This window comes from Aeromonas sp. CA23 (assembly GCF_002587065.1).
Taxonomy (GTDB): Bacteria; Pseudomonadota; Gammaproteobacteria; order Enterobacterales; family Aeromonadaceae; genus Aeromonas; species Aeromonas bestiarum.
This window is the reverse complement of record NZ_CP023818.1, coordinates 1,366,030-1,382,500: the sequence shown is the minus strand read 5'-3', so window position 1 is coordinate 1,382,500 and position 16,471 is coordinate 1,366,030. Positions and strand designations below refer to the sequence as shown.

Sequence of the window (16,471 nt, the reverse complement as noted above, 5' to 3'; positions counted from 1 at the left end):
TCGAAGGCGAAAGCTTTACCACCGAAGTGCTTGGCCAGCACGTTGGTGATGGCGGCGGTCAGGGTGGTTTTACCGTGGTCAACGTGGCCGATGGTGCCGACGTTTACGTGCGGTTTGTTACGCTCAAATTTTTCTTTAGACACGACGTAGTCCTTCTAGGTTAAACCCGCCTACCGTCGTAGGCGGGGAATCATAAATTACTTGGATTTGCGCTCTTCGATGACTGCCTGGGCCACGTTGTTCGGGGCGTCGGAGTACTTAGCGAATTCCATAGCGTAGGAAGCACGACCTTGGGTAGCGGAACGCAGGGCGGTCGCATAACCGAACATCTCGGCCAGCGGCACCAGGGCACGTACGATCTTGCCGGACGGGCCGTCTTCCATACCTTCGATCAGGCCACGACGACGGTTCAGGTCACCGATAACGTCGCCCATGTAATCTTCCGGAGTCTCGACTTCAACCTTCATGATCGGCTCGAGCAGGACCGGGCTTGCCTTCATGTAACCAGCCTTGAAGGCCAGGGAGGCAGCGATCTTGAACGCCAATTCGGAGGAGTCGACATCGTGGTAAGAACCGTAGTGCAGACGCACACCCAGATCCATTACCGGATAACCTGCCAGCGGGCCGGATTTCAGCTGCTCACGGATACCCTTGTCAACACCCGGGATGTATTCACCAGGAATCACGCCGCCTTTGATGTCGTTAACGAACTCATAGGCTTTGCCGGCTTCCAGCGGGTACATGTCGATGATGACGTGACCATACTGACCACGACCACCAGACTGCTTGGCGTGCTTACCTTCGATATCCTTGACGGTTTCACGAATGGTTTCACGGTAGGCAACCTGCGGCTTACCTACGTTCGCTTCAACCTTGAACTCGCGACGCATACGGTCAACGATGATGTCCAGGTGCAGCTCACCCATACCGGCGATGATGGTTTGGCCAGATTCTTCGTCAGTCCATACGCGGAAAGACGGATCTTCCTGCGCCAGACGGCCGAGTGCCAGACCCATCTTCTCTTGGTCAGCCTTGGTTTTCGGCTCAACCGCGATGGAGATTACCGGCTCCGGGAATTCCATACGCTCGAGGATGATCGGTGCTTTTTCGTCACACAGGGTGTCACCAGTGGTCACATCTTTCAGACCGATGGCAGCAGCGATATCGCCTGCGCGAACTTCTTTGATCTCTTCACGCTTGTTGGCGTGCATCTGAACGATACGGCCAAAACGCTCGCGCTTCTCTTTGACAGAGTTCAGCACGGAGTCACCGGAGTTAACTACGCCGGAGTACACGCGGAAGAAGGTCAGGTTGCCTACGAACGGGTCGGTGGCAATCTTGAATGCCAGAGCAGCGAACGGCTCTTCATCAGAAGCATGACGCTCGTCTTTGGTGACGCCGTCCAGCTTCAGGCCGTCGATGGCAGCTACGTCGGTCGGTGCCGGCAGATAGTCAACCACGGCATCCAGCATGGCCTGTACGCCCTTGTTCTTGAACGCGGAGCCACAGGTAACCAGGATGATTTCGTTGTTCAGAACGCGCAGACGAAGAGCTTTCTTGATCTCTTCTTCAGTCAGTTCTTCACCACCCAGGTATTTTTCCATCAGATCTTCAGACGCTTCAGCAGCGGCTTCGACCAGGGTCATGCGCATTTCTTGCGCTTTTTCCAGCAGCTCAGCCGGGATCTCTTCGTAATCGAAGGATACGCCCTGATCTGCTTCGCTCCAGTTGATGGCTTTCATCTTGACCAGATCGATAACGCCCTTGAAGTTCTCTTCTGAACCGATGTTCAGTTGCAGCGGAACCGGGTTACCTTTCAGGCGGGTCTTGATGTGCTCAACGCAGCGCAGATAGTTGGCACCGGTACGGTCCATCTTGTTGACGAACGCGATACGGGGAACCTTGTACTTGTTAGCCTGACGCCATACGGTCTCAGACTGTGGCTGTACGCCACCTACGGCACAGTACACCATCACGGCGCCATCCAGAACACGCATTGAACGCTCTACTTCGATAGTAAAGTCAACGTGGCCGGGGGTATCGATGATGTTGATACGGTGCGGTTGGAACTGTTTACCCATACCGGACCAGAAAGCGGTGGTCGCGGCGGAGGTGATGGTGATACCACGCTCTTGTTCCTGTTCCATCCAGTCCATGGTGGCAGCGCCATCGTGAACTTCACCGATCTTGTGACTTACACCGGTATAAAACAGAACGCGCTCGGTAGTAGTAGTCTTACCGGCGTCGATGTGAGCGGAGATACCGATGTTACGATAACGCTCAATGGGGGTTGTACGAGCCATTGTCATCCTCTTACTAGGAGCGGACCCCTAGATAACTGAAGGTGCGCAGAGCCAAAAGACCCTGCGCAAGCGGATTACCAGCGGAAGTGAGCGAAGGCCTTGTTCGCTTCAGCCATACGGTGAACGTCTTCACGTTTCTTGACAGACGAACCCTTATTGTCAGCGGCATCCAGCAGCTCGCCAGCCAAACGCTGAGCCATTGATTTTTCACCACGTTTACGAGCGGCGTCAACCAACCAGCGCATTGCCAGGGCATTGCGACGGACCGGACGAACTTCTACCGGTACCTGATAGGTTGCACCACCGACACGACGAGATTTAACCTCGACGGACGGACGAATGTTGTCCAGGGCTTCTTCGAATACGGCCAGGTGATCTTTGCCAGATTTGGTGGCAATGATGTCCAGCGCGCCATATACGATGGCTTCGGAAACAGATTTCTTACCGTCAACCATTACTACGTTGACAAATTTAGCCAGCAGCTCTGATCCGAACTTGGGATCCGGCAGGATTTTACGCTGACCAACAACACGACGTCTTGGCATTTCAAATTCTCCGTAACTTCAGGGGTTACCCAAAACTAGAAAGTTATCTAACTAGAAACGAATTAACGTTTGGCCTTACTTAACGGAGAACCATTAAGCTTTCGGACGCTTCACGCCATACTTGGAGCGAGCCTGCTTACGGTCTTTAACACCGGCACAGTCCAACGCACCACGAACGGTGTGGTAACGAACACCTGGCAAATCCTTGACGCGACCGCCACGGATCAGAACAACGGAGTGTTCCTGCAGGTTGTGACCTTCACCACCGATATAGGAGGTGACTTCGAAGCCGTTGGTCAGACGTACACGGCATACTTTACGCAGTGCAGAGTTAGGCTTCTTCGGGGTGGTGGTGTATACACGGGTGCACACGCCACGCTTCTGAGGGCACGCTTCCAGCGCAGGCACGTTGCTTTTCACAACGAGCTTGATGCGTGGCTTGCGAACCAACTGGTTAATAGTTGCCATCAAAAGGCTCCTGATAATGACTTCATAAACATGTGAAAAATCCTCCCCGCAGATACGGGGACGCGAAATTTTATGCCCTGTTGTCAAGGGAGTCAAGATTTATACAATCCGTGCCGCAAAAGGGCACAATGGATCCCCTGTCAATAGTCATAACTCACTGAACTTAATCGATAAAAATGGACGCTAGCCACCCCAGGTCTGCGGTGACCCGTTTTCCGCGATCAATGCGACCAGACCGGCCATATCCAGATCCATCCCGATCCTGTGCTGCAATCCCCTCGCCTGCAAGTCTTCTCGCATCACATAGAGCGGAATAGCTGCCAGTCGCTCACCCCATTGAGGGACCGTGGCTGCGATGACGGCATCCTGCATCAGCACCAGCAGATCATCCGGCTGGCGATAGCAGAGCGCCTGCTCCAGATCCCGGCTCAGGAAGGGAGAGGTCAATATCAGCTGTATCATGAACACCTCAGAAGCAGATGTGAGTCGCGCAGTGGCCCCACTGGCGGCGGATGTCGGCACGGGAGAGGCACTCGACGGGGATCAGCAGATCATCCACCGTCAGACCGCGTTCGGCCAGCGAGTCGGCACACACATACACCTCCTCAATGTCGTACAGCTCCAGCAACTTGAAGGTCGGTGCATAGTGGCGCTGCAAGATGGCCTGAGGCTGCTGCTCCCTGACCAGTTGCAAGACACCGTCACCGATGAGGAACAGGGCCAGCGACTCGGTCAGCGCCGAGGTCGCCAGCAAGGCATCCAGTCCTTCCCGTCCGGCAGACGTGCCATGAGGGCCGCGACGACACATAAAGGCTATCTTGTTCATCTCTCCCTCCCTAGAACTGGACAAAGCGATCGGCGGTCAGGCTGGCTTCGGCCAGCTGACCCAGCCCGCTCAGGCAGAAGGGGGCCTGCAGGTTGAATTGCCCCTTGCCTGCTCCCTTCGCCTCTGTCTCATCGAGCACACCGCGCCGCATGGCGGCTGCGACGCACACATCGATACGGATCCCCTGCCCTATGGCCAGCTCGCGCCACAGGGCCACCAGGTCGGTCTCATCAGATGCCGGGGCATGCAAGCCGTTACCATTGCTGACCCCGTCCTGATAGAAAAACAGATGTGACAACCGGTGACCCTGCTCGATGAGGCTCAAGGCGAAGCGGTAGGCAGTGCTGGCCGACTGGGTACCATAGGCAGGCCCCGTTACCAGCAAGGCAAAATTCAGACTCATATCCGGACTCCTGTACGGGTGTCTGTCCATTCTACGCCAAAGACAAAAAAGCCCCTCCTGGGAGGGGCTCTTCATTCTGCCGAGGATCAGACGTAAGCAATGGCTTCGACTTCAACCAGCACATCCTTGGGCAGACGCGCCACTTCCACACAGGAACGGGCCGGGGCCGAGTCGCCAAAGTAACGGGCATATACCTGGTTAAAGGCAACGAAGTTGTTCATGTCGCTGAGGAAACAGGTGGTCTTCAGCACCTTGCCGGTATCGGCACCGGCTTCCTTCAATACTGCAACCAGGTTCTTCATCACCTGCTCGGCCTGCGCTTCGATGCCGCCAGCCACTATCTCCATAGTGGCCGGATCGAGCGGGATCTGCCCGGAGGTGAAGACCAATTCGCCCAGCTTGGTAGCCTGAACATACGGACCAATTGCGGCAGGCGCCTTGTCGGTTGCAATCACTTCTTTAGCCATTCTTATCTATCCCCTTCTATGGCGCTTACTCGTTCTCGTCTTCACCCTGCTTGCGCTGTCGGATGTACAGATAAACGGTATGTTTGGAAATATTCAATTTGTCGGCGACCAGGTTGATCGAGTCCTTGATATCAAATATGCCCTTCTCGAACAACTGGGTCACGATAAACCTGTTTTTAGCATTGTTGGCAACGGTCGGATCGCGGTTGATCTCGTCGATGGTGTTGTCCACCGTCTGGGCGACCAACTCTTCGACGCTGTTGGCAAAGGTCTCCGGCGACTGGCGCTCCACTTGCTGGGGCGTCGGGAAGAATTCGGCGACAAACTCGTGAAAAGGCGCATTGATGTGCAGGTTGATACAGATAAGACCTATCACCTGCTTGTCACTGTTCCTGATGGCGATGGTACTCGACTTCATCAGGGCGCCGGTACGGCTGCGGGCAAAATAACTCTGAGTGTAATCCTGGCCGGTATTCTCTATGTCCTTGAGCATACGCAGCGCGAGATCGGTAATGGGTGCCCCCTCATTCCGTCCCGTATTGAACCCGTTGGCAATCTTGATCACGGACTCGTGCAGATTTTCCAGGGAGTGAAGAACCACTTCACAGTGCTTGCCGAACAGTTCGGCCAAGCCTTCGATAAGCCCTCCATAGGAGCGCAACAATTCCCTGTCTTCGTCTGTAAAAGTGCGACCGCTCAGCTGCTCTTCGGGAAGCAGTACTTCCTCGATACCGACAGTCATGTTCTACCCCTGTAATAACCATTCAACTTTCCCGAGTTTTCAATTGCGAGGGGGCAATGTCAACTTTTTTTGATTTTTTACTCCCCAACCTTGCTCTGGATCATCCGAATATCCGCGTGGCGACTGGGGTTGACGAGAAAACGACCAACAAAAAGGGCCCCTTGAAGGAGCCCTTTTTCAATCACTGCAGCAGAAGATTACTCTTCGTCAAAACTGCCGGATGCGTTGAGCAGATCCGCCAGGTTTTGCTGAGCCTCATCGGCAGTCACCTGCGGTACACCGACAGCACGAGCTGCGGCGGCACGCTGGTTGATCCGGCTATGGTGGTAGGCAAAGCCGGTACCAGCCGGGATCAGACGACCCACGATTACGTTCTCTTTCAGGCCACGCAGTTCATCACGCTTGCCGCCAACGGCCGCTTCGGTCAGAACACGGGTGGTTTCCTGGAAGGAAGCCGCGGAGATGAAGGACTCTGTGCTCAGAGATGCCTTGGTAATACCCATCAGAATATGACGGAAGGTAGCCGGGGCCTTGCCCTCTGCAACCAGCTTACGGTTGGCAATCTTCACACGGGCCACTTCAACCTGCTCGCCTTCGATCAGGTCAGTGTCACCAGCGCTCAGGATCTCGCACTTGCGCAGCATCTGACGAACGATGACTTCGATGTGCTTGTCGTTGATCTTAACGCCTTGCAGACGGTAAACGTCCTGCACTTCGTTGGCGATGTAGTTGGCGACCGGGCTGATACCGCGCAGACGCAGGATGTCGTGAGCAGACTCAGGACCGTCCGCCAGCACTTCACCCTTCTCAACTTTTTCACCTTCGAACACGTTCAGGTTACGCCACTTCGGAATCATCTCCTCGTAGACGTCGCCACCATCGGTCGGGGTGATGACCAGACGGCGTTTGCCCTTGGTCTCTTTCCCGAAGGAGATGGTACCGGAGATCTCGGCCAGGATGGCAGGTTCCTTCGGTTGACGTGCTTCGAACAGATCCGCAACGCGCGGCAGACCACCGGTGATGTCCTTGGTACCACTGGATTCTTGCGGGATACGCGCTACCGCGTCACCCACACCCACGTTGGCACCATCTTCCAGGTTCACGATTGCCTTGCCCGGCAGGAAGTACTGGGCGGCGACATCGGTACCCGGGATCATGACATCTTTGCCGTTCAGGTCGACCAGTTTAACGGTCGGACGCATCTCTTTACCGGCACTCGGACGCTCGTTGACATCCAGTACGACGATAGAAGAGAGACCGGTCAGCTCGTCGGTCTGACGAGTGATGGTCACGCCATCGATCATGTGTTCGAACTGGAGGCGACCCGCCACTTCGGTGATGATCGGGTGGGTGTGCGGATCCCAGTTGGCGACAGTGTCACCGGCGCTCACGGCCTGAGTATCCTTCACTTCCAACACGGCACCGTAAGGCAGCTTGTGGCTTTCCTTGGTACGGCCCATGTCATCCATGATGGTCAGTTCGGTAGAACGGGAGGTGATAACCAGCTTGTCATCGCTGTTGTGAACGAACTTGGCGTTCTGCAGCTTGATGGTACCGGTATTCTTCACCTGGATGCTGTTCTCGGCAGCGGCTCGGGATGCAGCACCACCGATGTGGAAGGTACGCATCGTCAGCTGGGTACCCGGTTCACCGATGGACTGGGCGGCGATAACACCGACAGCCTCACCCTTGTTCACCAGGTGACCACGGGCCAGATCACGGCCGTAGCAGTGAGCACAGTTACCGAAGTCAGTTTCACAGGTGATGGCAGAACGCACCTTCACGCGGTCAACGGAGTTTTGTTCCAGCAGGTCACACAGCTGCTCGTCGAGCAGGGTGTTGCGCGCTACCAGGATCTCGTCCTCGGTACCCGGCTTGATCACGTCATCGGCAACCACACGGCCCAGCACACGCTCACGCAGCGGCTCGACCACGTCACCACCTTCGATCAGCGGAGTCATCCACAGACCTTCGATAGTGCCGCAATCGTCCTCGGTGATCACCATGTCCTGTGCCACGTCAACCAGACGACGAGTCAGATAACCGGAGTTAGCCGTCTTCAGTGCGGTATCCGCCAGACCCTTACGGGCACCGTGAGTGGAGATGAAGTACTGCAGTACGTTCAGACCTTCGCGGAAGTTCGCGACGATCGGGGTCTCGATGATGGAGCCATCCGGCTTGGCCATCAGGCCACGCATACCGGCCAGCTGACGGATCTGGGCGGCGGAACCCCGCGCACCAGAGTCGGCCATCATGAAGATGCTGTTGAACGACGCCTGCTCTTCTTCTTCACCCAGCGAGTTGACATCACGCTCTTTGGACAAGTTCTCCATCATGGCCTTGGAGACGCGCTCGTTGGCGCTGGCCCAGATATCGATAACCTTGTTGTAACGTTCGCCCGCGGTCACCAGACCGGACAGGAACTGGTCCTGGATCTCGGCAACTTCGGCTTCGGCTGCGGCGATGATGTCTTTCTTGGCATCCGGGATGACCATGTCATCGATACCAACGGAAGCACCGGACAGGGCCGCATAATGGAAACCGGTATACATCAGCTGGTCAGCGAAGATAACGGTGTCCTTCAGGCCCTGCTTGCGATAGCAGGTGTTCAGCAGACGGGAGATGAGCTTTTTGCCCAGCGCCTTGTTGGATACGGACTTGATCCAGTTCTGCGGATTGGCATCCAGATCAGCCTGCTCTGCAGCAGTCAGCACCTTGGGCTCGTCGATCAGGGCGTATTCCATGCCTTTCGGCAGGATCAGGCTCAGGATCGCACGACCAACGGTGGTGTTCTTCATCTCGGTACGCTCTACCAGCGAATCATCTTCCTGACGGAGATATTCGGTGATACGCACTTTGACGCGAGCATGCAGATCGGCCAGACCGGCGCGATATACCTTCTCGGCTTCTTTCGGGCCGGCCAGCACCATACCTTCGCCCTTGGCGTTGATACGGGCACGGGTCATGTAGTACAGACCCAAGACCACGTCCTGGGAAGGAACTATGATCGGCTCACCGGAGGCTGGCGACAGGATGTTGTTGGTGGACATCATCAGGGCGCGCGCTTCGAGCTGGGCTTCCAGGGTCAGCGGTACGTGGACCGCCATCTGGTCACCATCGAAGTCCGCGTTATAGGCGGCACAGACGAGCGGGTGCAGCTGGATGGCCTTGCCTTCGATCAGGGTCGGTTCAAACGCCTGGATACCCAGACGGTGCAGGGTCGGTGCACGGTTCAGCAGGACCGGGTGTTCGCGGATCACTTCGTCCAGGATATCCCAAACGACAGCTTCTTCACGCTCCACCATCTTCTTGGCGGCCTTGATAGTGGTCGCCAGACCGCGGGATTCCAGCTTGCCATAGATGAACGGCTTGAACAGCTCCAGCGCCATCTTCTTCGGCAGACCGCACTGATGCAGACGCAGCGTCGGGCCTACGGTGATAACGGAACGACCAGAGTAGTCGACACGCTTACCCAGCAGGTTCTGACGGAAACGACCTTGCTTACCCTTGATCATATCGGCCAAGGATTTCAGCGGACGCTTGTTGGAACCTGTGATGGCACGGCCACGACGGCCGTTGTCCAGCAGGGCATCCACGGACTCTTGCAGCATGCGCTTTTCGTTGCGCACAATGATGTCCGGGGCAGCCAGGTCCAGCAGGCGCTTCAAACGGTTGTTACGGTTGATCACACGACGGTACAGATCGTTCAGATCGGAAGTCGCGAAACGGCCGCCGTCCAGCGGTACCAGCGGACGCAGGTCCGGCGGCAGCACAGGCAGCACTGTCATGATCATCCACTCCGGCTTGTTGCCGGACTGCAGGAAGGCTTCCATCAGCTTCAGGCGCTTGGTGGTCTTCTTGCGCTTGGTTTCGGAGTTGGTCTGATCCAGCTCCTCACGCATGGTCTTGACTTCGCCTTCCAGATCGATGGCTCGCAGCAATGCAAGGATTGCTTCGGCACCCATCTTGGCGTCGAATTCGTCGCCCCACTCTTCCAGTGCGTCCAGATAGTTCTCTTCGGACAGCATCTGGCTGCGCTCGAGGTTGGTCATGCCGGGCTCGATCACTACATAGGATTCGAAATACAGCACGCGCTCGATGTCACGCAGGGTCATGTCCAGCAGCAGACCGATACGGGACGGCAGGGACTTCAGGAACCAGATGTGGGCAGTCGGGCTGGCCAGCTCGATGTGGCCCATACGCTCGCGACGGACCTTGGTCTGGGTCACTTCTACGCCGCACTTCTCACAGATCACACCACGGTGTTTCAGGCGCTTGTACTTGCCGCACAGACACTCGTAGTCCTTCACCGGTCCGAAGATACGGGCGCAGAACAGACCATCACGTTCCGGCTTGAAAGTCCGGTAGTTGATGGTCTCAGGCTTTTTGACCTCACCGAATGACCAGGAGCGGATCATGTCAGGAGAGGCCAGACCGATCTTGATACTGTCAAACTCTTCGGTCTTGGTCTGAGCCTTCAAAAACTTGAGTAAGTCTTTCACGTGTTTCCCCTGTCAGGAGTCTAACCTCGGCGCCCTACTGCCAAAGCAGCAGGGCGCCCACGTCAATTCTCGAACAATAAGAGCGAGCTCTTACTCTTCGTCCAGCTCGATGTTGATACCCAGAGAGCGGATTTCCTTCAACAGTACGTTGAAGGATTCGGGCATGCCCGGCTCCATACGGTGGTCGCCATCCACGATGTTTTTGTACATCTTGGTACGGCCATTCACATCGTCAGACTTGACGGTCAGCATTTCCTGCAGGGTATATGCCGCACCGTAAGCCTCCAGGGCCCACACTTCCATCTCACCGAAACGCTGACCACCGAACTGCGCCTTACCACCCAGCGGCTGCTGGGTAACCAGGCTGTAAGAACCGGTAGAACGCGCATGCATCTTGTCGTCTACCAGGTGGTTCAGCTTCAGCATGTACATGTAACCCACGGTGACCTTACGCTCGAAAGCGTTGCCGGTACGACCGTCGAACAGGGAGATCTGACCGGATTCCGGCAGATCGGCCAGCTTCAGCAAGGCCTTGATTTCGTGCTCTTTGGCACCATCAAAGACAGGTGTAGCGACCGGCAGACCCTTGCGCAGGTTACCCACCAGGGTACGTACGTCGTCGTCAGACAGCTCGGCGATGTCCACTTGCTTGGTGTCTTTCTCGCCCAGGTCATAGACCTGTTGCAGGAAGTCACGCATCTCGTGCAGCGCGCGCTGTTCCTTGATCATGCGGTCGATCTTCTCGCCGATGCCCTTGGCCGCGAGGCCCAAGTGCACTTCGAGGATCTGACCGATGTTCATACGGGACGGTACGCCCAAGGGGTTCAGTACGATATCGACCGGACGGCCGTATTCGTCATGAGGCATATCCTCGACCGGGCAGATCTTGGAGATAACACCCTTGTTACCGTGACGGCCCGCCATCTTGTCACCCGGTTGGATGCGACGCTTGACTGCCAGGTAAACCTTGACGATTTTCAGTACGCCCGGCGCCAGATCATCACCCTGGATAATCTTGCGACGCTTGTTCTCGAACTTCTTGTCGAAGTCGGCTTTCAGCTCGATGTGCTGTTCGGCGATCTGTTCCAGCTCGATCTGCTTGGCTTCATCTTCGATGGCCAATTCAAACCACTTGGTACGATCCAGCTTGTTCAGACGATCTTCGCTGTAACCGGCGGCCAGCAGCAGGTTGCGGGAGCGGCCGAAAATGCCGTCTTCCAGGATCTTGAACTCTTCGGTCAAGTCCTTCTTCGCTTCCTTCAGCTGCATCTCTTCGATTTCTTTGGCGCGCTTGTCTTTTTCCACGCCATCGCGGGTAAAGACTTGCACGTCAACCACGGTACCGTACACACCGTTCGGCACACGCAGGGAGGAGTCCTTCACATCGGAGGCCTTCTCACCGAAGATGGCGCGCAGCAGCTTCTCTTCCGGGGTCAGCTGGGTTTCACCTTTCGGTGTTACCTTGCCGACCAGGATGTCGCCGCCCTTCACTTCGGCACCCACGTAGACGATACCGGACTCGTCCAGCTTGGACAGAGCGGCTTCTCCCACGTTCGGGATGTCGGCAGTGATCTCTTCCGGACCCAGCTTGGTGTCACGGGAGATACAGGCCAGTTCCTGGATATGGATGGTGGTCAGGCGATCTTCCTGAACAACACGCTCATTCACCAGAATCGAGTCTTCGAAGTTGTAACCGTTCCACGGCATGAACGCGACGCGCAGGTTTTGGCCCAGCGCCAGTTCGCCCAGATCGGTAGACGGACCGTCAGCAACCACGTCACCGGCCATGACCGGCTCACCCAACATCACGCAAGGACGCTGGTTGATACAGGTGTTCTGGTTGGAACGGGTGTACTTGGTCAGGCTGTAGATGTCGATGCCGGCTTCGCCAGGCAGCAGTTCATCTTCGTTGACCTTGATAACGATACGGGAGGCATCGACGTAGTCGATCATGCCGCCACGCTTGGCCACTACGGTTACACCGGAGTCAACGGCCACGGCGCGTTCCATACCGGTACCTACCAGCGGCTTGTCGGCACGCAGAGTCGGTACGGCTTGACGTTGCATGTTCGAACCCATCAGGGCTCGGTTAGCATCATCGTGTTCCAGGAACGGGATCAGGGCCGCTGCCACAGATACGATCTGCTGCGGGCTCACGTCCATATACTGGATCTGGTCGGCGTTCATAAAGGTGGATTCACCTTTGTGGCGGCACGGGATCAATTCATCTTTCAGACGGCCATCTTCGGTGGTCGCGGCGTTAGCCTGTGCGATCACGTACTTGCCTTCTTCGATGGCGGACAGGTAGTCCACCTCGTCGGTGATCACACCGTCAATGACTTTACGGTACGGGGTCTCGAGGAAACCGTACTCGTTGGTACGAGAGTACACGGACAGAGAGTTGATCAGACCGATGTTCGGACCTTCAGGAGTCTCGATAGGGCACAGACGACCGTAGTGAGTCGGGTGCACATCTCGGACTTCAAAACCGGCACGCTCACGCGTCAAACCGCCCGGGCCCAGCGCAGAGATACGGCGCTTGTGGGTGACTTCGGACAGCGGGTTGTTTTGGTCCATGAACTGAGACAGCTGGCTGGAACCAAAGAACTCTTTGACTGCGGCGGAGATCGGCTTGGCGTTGATCAGATCCTGCGGCATCAGGGTGTCCAGGTCGCCCAGGGAGAGACGCTCCTTGACCGCACGCTCGACACGCACCAGACCGACGCGGAACTGGTTTTCAGCCATTTCACCGACAGAACGGATACGACGGTTACCCAAGTGGTCGATATCGTCCACTTCGTCATTGCCGTTACGGATGTCGATCAGGCGCTTCATGACTTCGACTATGTCGTCTTTGGTCAGAGTGCCAGCGCCTGTCTCGTCTTCACGGGACAGACGACGGTTGAACTTCATCCGACCTACGGTAGACAGGTCGTAACGCTCGGAAGAGAAGAACAGGTTCTCGAACAGCTGTTCTGCAGCTTCACGGGTAGGCGGCTCGCCCGGACGCATCATGCGATAGATTTCGACCAGCGCTTCCAAACGGCTGGAGCTGGAGTCGATACGCAGGGTCTCGGACATGTAGGCACCGTGATCCAGTTCGTTGGTGAACAGAACCTCGAAGTGCTTGAAGCCGGCTTGGGAGAGGTTGGCAACCGCTTCCAGGCTCAATGCCTGGTTGGCAGTCACTACCATTTCGCCAGTTTGCGGATGTGCGTAGTTCTTGGCAGCAACTTTGCCAACAACATACTCAACCGGTACCTCAATCTGGGTAACGGCATCCTTTTCCAACTGACGGATGTGACGCGCAGTCACACGACGACCGGTCTCAACCACCACGGCGCCATTGGCCACGATGTCAAAGGTCGCAGTTTCACCACGCAGGCGCTCGGGCACCAGATCCATCATCAACTTGCCATCTTTCACTTCGAAACCTATGGTCTCGAAGAAGTTGGCCAGGATTTCTTCGGAACTGAAGTCCAGGGCGCGCAGAATAATGGAAGCCGGCAATTTACGACGACGGTCGATACGGACAAACAGGTTGTCTTTCGCATCGAACTCGAAGTCCAGCCAGGAGCCACGGTAGGGGATAACGCGGGCGTTATACAGTACCTTACCGGATGAATGGGTTTTGCCTTTATCGTGGTCAAAGAAGACGCCCGGGCTACGGTGCAGCTGGGAGACGATTACCCGCTCGGTACCATTGATAACAAAGGTGCCGTTCTCGGTCATGAGCGGAATTTCGCCCATGTATACTTCTTGTTCCTTGATGTCTTTGACGGTGCCGGCAGCTGCTTCACGATCGTATAGAACCATACGAAGCTTGACACGCAGCGGCGCGGAGTAGGTCACTCCACGGATCTGGCATTCTTTTACGTCAAATACCGGCTCACCCAGGCGATAGCTGACATACTGAAGCTCAGCACTACCGGAGTAACTGGTGATCGGGAAAACGCTACGGAAAGCGGCCTCTAGGCCGTATTCACCTTCCGGGTCAGCCTCGATGAACTGCTTGAAGGAGTCCAGCTGAATGGACAACAGATAAGGCGTGTCCAGTACCTGGTCTCGCTTACCGAAGTCCTTACGAATGCGTTTTTTTTCGGTATAAGAGTAAACCATAGGGTTCCTCAGCTCGCTGATAAGTGACCCACTCTGTCCCGCGGGACAGCTCTGTCTCAACACCGTTTTGTGTTGGCCCGGACGATGAAACGGTCCGGATTGCTGGTGCACCGAGAGTCGTAAACGGTGTGAAATGCTCTCAGTCTACAGCGCAAAAAGGCTGGTGAACAAATATTCACCAGCCCTAGCCTGTTTTATCAGGCTAATCTACATAAATGCAGATTATTTGATCTCAACAGAAGCACCAGCTTCTTCAAGCTGCTTCTTCAGAGTTTCAGCTTCGTCTTTGGAGACGGCTTCTTTCAGGTTGGCAGGAGCGGCTTCTACCAGGTCCTTGGCTTCTTTCAGGCCCAGACCGGTAGCGGCACGAACGGCCTTGATGACGGCAACTTTGTTGGCGCCAGCAGCAGTCAGAACTACGTCGAACTCGGTTTTCTCTTCTACTGCTTCAGCAGCCGGACCGGCAGCAACAGCAACAGCGGCAGAAACGCCGAACTTCTCTTCCATAGCTTCGATCAGCTCAACAACTTCCATTACGGACATGGAAGCAACGGCTTCGATGATTTGGTCTTTAGTGATAGACATGACAAAAATTCCTGATGTTGAATAAACTCAAACAGCCTAAATAGGCGAGAATCAAGCAGCAGCTTGTTTCTGATCACGCACAGCAGCGATGGTACGAACCAGCTTGCCAGCAGAGGCTTCTTTCATAGTCGCCATCAACTTCGCAATTGCTTCGTCGTAGGTCGGCAGCGTGGCCAGACGATCAATTTGTGCTGCGGCGATAAACTCACCGTTAAAAGCGCCGGCCTTGATTTCGAACTTTTGGTTCGCTTTGGCAAACTCTTTGAACAGACGAGCGGCAGCGCCCGGGTGTTCGTTGGAGAAAGCAATCAAGGTAGGACCAGTCAATACGTCGTTCAGGCACGCGAATTCGGTACCTTCAACCGCACGACGCAGCAGGGTGTTACGCACAACGCGCATGTACACACCGGCTTCACGAGCGGTTTTACGCAGGACGGTCATCTTGTCTACAGTCACGCCGCGAGAATCGGCTACAACTGCGGACAGGGCGCCTTTGGCAGCTTCGTTGACTTCAGCAACAATTGCCTTTTTGTCTTCGAGTCCCAATGCCATTGGCTTAACTCCTGGATTGAATCTGAGTCTCATGACTCAGTACTGACACATCCCCCCTACCTTCACAACAGAGGGGAACGATGCGGTAGCAGGATTCCAGAAGAGAAAGAATCTTTCTCGCTGGGTTTCCGGCACCGTCTACGCAGGAAGGATTAAGGCTTTGCAGCCTCCTGCGGTCTTGGACGGAGGTCGAAGCCCCCAACCAATCAAGGCGCAAAATTATAGATTAAATTTTGCGCCTTGTAAAACTCATCAATTAGCCCTGAGCTTCCAGAGAAGCTTGGTCTACGGCGACACCTGCACCCATGGTGGTGGAGATGCTGACTTTCTTGATGAAGATACCTTTGGCGGAAGACGGCTTAGCCTTTTTCAGGGCAATCAGCAGTGATTCCAAGTTTTCTTTCAGCTGTACTTCGTCGAAAGAAACCTTACCCAGAGTGGTATGGATGATACCATTCTTGTCATTACGGTAACGAACCTGACCGGCTTTGGCATTCTTCACAGCTTCAGCAACGTTCGGGGTTACAGTACCGACTTTCGGGTTCGGCATCAGGCCACGTGGGCCCAGGATTTGACCCAGTTGACCAACAACACGCATGGCATCCGGGGATGCGATCACGACGTCGAAGTTCATCTCGCCTTTCTTGACCAGATCGGCCAGGTCATCCATACCAACCAGTTCAGCACCGGCAGCTTTGGCAGCTTCGGCGTTGGCACCCTGGGTGAATACGGCAACACGTACATCACGACCGGTACCGTGCGGCAGTACAGTAGCACCACGAACGTTTTGGTCAGATTTACGAGCATCGATACCCAGGTTGACAGCAACGTCAACGCTTTCAACGAACTTGGCGGTAGCCAGTTCTTTCAGCAGGGCAATGGCTTCGTTGATGGAGTACTCTTTGGTACCGTCAACTTTTTCGCGAATAACGCGCATACGCTTGGAAAGTTTTGCCATT

The 16,471-nt window shown here is 55.5% G+C and carries 14 protein-coding genes (1 of these 14 cut by a window edge); all 14 read right to left on the bottom strand.

Annotated elements, in window-relative coordinates:
• On the bottom strand, positions 1-143 hold the 5' portion of the coding sequence (gene tuf, locus CK910_RS06460) for an elongation factor Tu (protein ID WP_011898272.1). Its footprint begins 1,042 nt before the window's first position; the window shows 143 of its 1,185 coding nt (coding positions 1-143); the start codon lies at positions 141-143; the stop codon falls past the left edge of the window.
• A 54-nt stretch (positions 144-197) separates the two neighbouring features.
• Positions 198-2,303 (bottom strand): elongation factor G, encoded by a 2,106-nt coding sequence (gene fusA, locus CK910_RS06455; RefSeq protein ID WP_043142611.1) that lies wholly within the window; start codon positions 2,301-2,303, stop codon positions 198-200.
• A gap of 74 nt (positions 2,304-2,377) precedes the next feature.
• Positions 2,378-2,848: a 30S ribosomal protein S7 gene (rpsG, locus tag CK910_RS06450; protein ID WP_005901834.1), complete on the bottom strand. Its 471-nt coding sequence runs from the start codon at positions 2,846-2,848 to the stop codon at positions 2,378-2,380.
• Between the two features lie 93 nt (positions 2,849-2,941).
• Positions 2,942-3,316: a 30S ribosomal protein S12 gene (rpsL, locus tag CK910_RS06445; RefSeq protein ID WP_005306278.1), complete on the bottom strand. Its 375-nt coding sequence runs from the start codon at positions 3,314-3,316 to the stop codon at positions 2,942-2,944.
• 183 nt (positions 3,317-3,499) lie between these two features.
• Positions 3,500-3,778 carry a sulfurtransferase complex subunit TusB gene (gene tusB, locus CK910_RS06440; RefSeq protein ID WP_043554908.1) on the bottom strand — a complete coding sequence of 93 codons (279 nt, stop codon included), beginning with the start codon at positions 3,776-3,778 and terminating at the stop codon, positions 3,500-3,502.
• Between the two features lie 7 nt (positions 3,779-3,785).
• Positions 3,786-4,142 (bottom strand): sulfurtransferase complex subunit TusC, encoded by a 357-nt coding sequence (tusC, locus tag CK910_RS06435; RefSeq protein WP_098981664.1) that lies wholly within the window; start codon positions 4,140-4,142, stop codon positions 3,786-3,788.
• A gap of 10 nt (positions 4,143-4,152) precedes the next feature.
• Positions 4,153-4,545 (bottom strand): sulfurtransferase complex subunit TusD, encoded by a 393-nt coding sequence (tusD, locus tag CK910_RS06430; RefSeq protein WP_098981662.1) that lies wholly within the window; start codon positions 4,543-4,545, stop codon positions 4,153-4,155.
• A gap of 86 nt (positions 4,546-4,631) precedes the next feature.
• Complete coding sequence (locus tag CK910_RS06425) at positions 4,632-5,012, bottom strand: RidA family protein (protein WP_042036016.1); 381 nt, start codon at positions 5,010-5,012, stop codon at positions 4,632-4,634.
• A gap of 25 nt (positions 5,013-5,037) precedes the next feature.
• Positions 5,038-5,754: a helix-turn-helix transcriptional regulator gene (locus CK910_RS06420; protein WP_043554914.1), complete on the bottom strand. Its 717-nt coding sequence runs from the start codon at positions 5,752-5,754 to the stop codon at positions 5,038-5,040.
• A gap of 197 nt (positions 5,755-5,951) precedes the next feature.
• On the bottom strand, positions 5,952-10,256 hold the full coding sequence (gene rpoC / locus CK910_RS06415; protein ID WP_043142620.1) for a DNA-directed RNA polymerase subunit beta': 4,305 nt from the start codon (positions 10,254-10,256) through the stop codon (positions 5,952-5,954).
• 90 nt (positions 10,257-10,346) lie between these two features.
• Positions 10,347-14,375: a DNA-directed RNA polymerase subunit beta gene (rpoB, locus tag CK910_RS06410; RefSeq protein WP_042867349.1), complete on the bottom strand. Its 4,029-nt coding sequence runs from the start codon at positions 14,373-14,375 to the stop codon at positions 10,347-10,349.
• Positions 14,376-14,597: 222 nt separating this feature from the next.
• Positions 14,598-14,960, bottom strand: coding sequence for a 50S ribosomal protein L7/L12 (rplL, locus tag CK910_RS06405; RefSeq protein ID WP_042036012.1), 363 nt, complete (start codon positions 14,958-14,960; stop codon positions 14,598-14,600).
• Positions 14,961-15,011: 51 nt separating this feature from the next.
• The gene (gene rplJ, locus CK910_RS06400; RefSeq protein WP_005318563.1) at positions 15,012-15,512 is read right to left on the bottom strand and encodes a 50S ribosomal protein L10; all 501 of its coding nucleotides are present in this window, start codon (positions 15,510-15,512) and stop codon (positions 15,012-15,014) included.
• A 256-nt stretch (positions 15,513-15,768) separates the two neighbouring features.
• Complete coding sequence (gene rplA, locus CK910_RS06395) at positions 15,769-16,470, bottom strand: 50S ribosomal protein L1 (RefSeq protein ID WP_042036011.1); 702 nt, start codon at positions 16,468-16,470, stop codon at positions 15,769-15,771.
• Position 16,471 lies beyond the last annotated feature (1 nt).

What these genes read in the sequence shown, in the direction of transcription:
- fusA (WP_043142611.1), bottom strand. Translation starts at nt 2,303, where the DNA reads ATGGCTCGTACAACCCCCATTGAGCGTTATCGTAACATCGGTATCTCC.
- rpsG (WP_005901834.1), bottom strand. Translation starts at nt 2,848, where the DNA reads ATGCCAAGACGTCGTGTTGTTGGTCAGCGTAAAATCCTGCCGGATCCC.
- rpsL (WP_005306278.1), bottom strand. Translation starts at nt 3,316, where the DNA reads ATGGCAACTATTAACCAGTTGGTTCGCAAGCCACGCATCAAGCTCGTT.
- tusB (WP_043554908.1), bottom strand. Translation starts at nt 3,778, where the DNA reads ATGATACAGCTGATATTGACCTCTCCCTTCCTGAGCCGGGATCTGGAG.
- tusC (WP_098981664.1), bottom strand. Translation starts at nt 4,142, where the DNA reads ATGAACAAGATAGCCTTTATGTGTCGTCGCGGCCCTCATGGCACGTCT.
- tusD (WP_098981662.1), bottom strand. Translation starts at nt 4,545, where the DNA reads ATGAGTCTGAATTTTGCCTTGCTGGTAACGGGGCCTGCCTATGGTACC.
- CK910_RS06425 (WP_042036016.1), bottom strand. Translation starts at nt 5,012, where the DNA reads ATGGCTAAAGAAGTGATTGCAACCGACAAGGCGCCTGCCGCAATTGGT.
- CK910_RS06420 (WP_043554914.1), bottom strand. Translation starts at nt 5,754, where the DNA reads ATGACTGTCGGTATCGAGGAAGTACTGCTTCCCGAAGAGCAGCTGAGC.
- rpoB (WP_042867349.1), bottom strand. Translation starts at nt 14,375, where the DNA reads ATGGTTTACTCTTATACCGAAAAAAAACGCATTCGTAAGGACTTCGGT.
- rplL (WP_042036012.1), bottom strand. Translation starts at nt 14,960, where the DNA reads ATGTCTATCACTAAAGACCAAATCATCGAAGCCGTTGCTTCCATGTCC.
- rplJ (WP_005318563.1), bottom strand. Translation starts at nt 15,512, where the DNA reads ATGGCATTGGGACTCGAAGACAAAAAGGCAATTGTTGCTGAAGTCAAC.
- rplA (WP_042036011.1), bottom strand. Translation starts at nt 16,470, where the DNA reads ATGGCAAAACTTTCCAAGCGTATGCGCGTTATTCGCGAAAAAGTTGAC.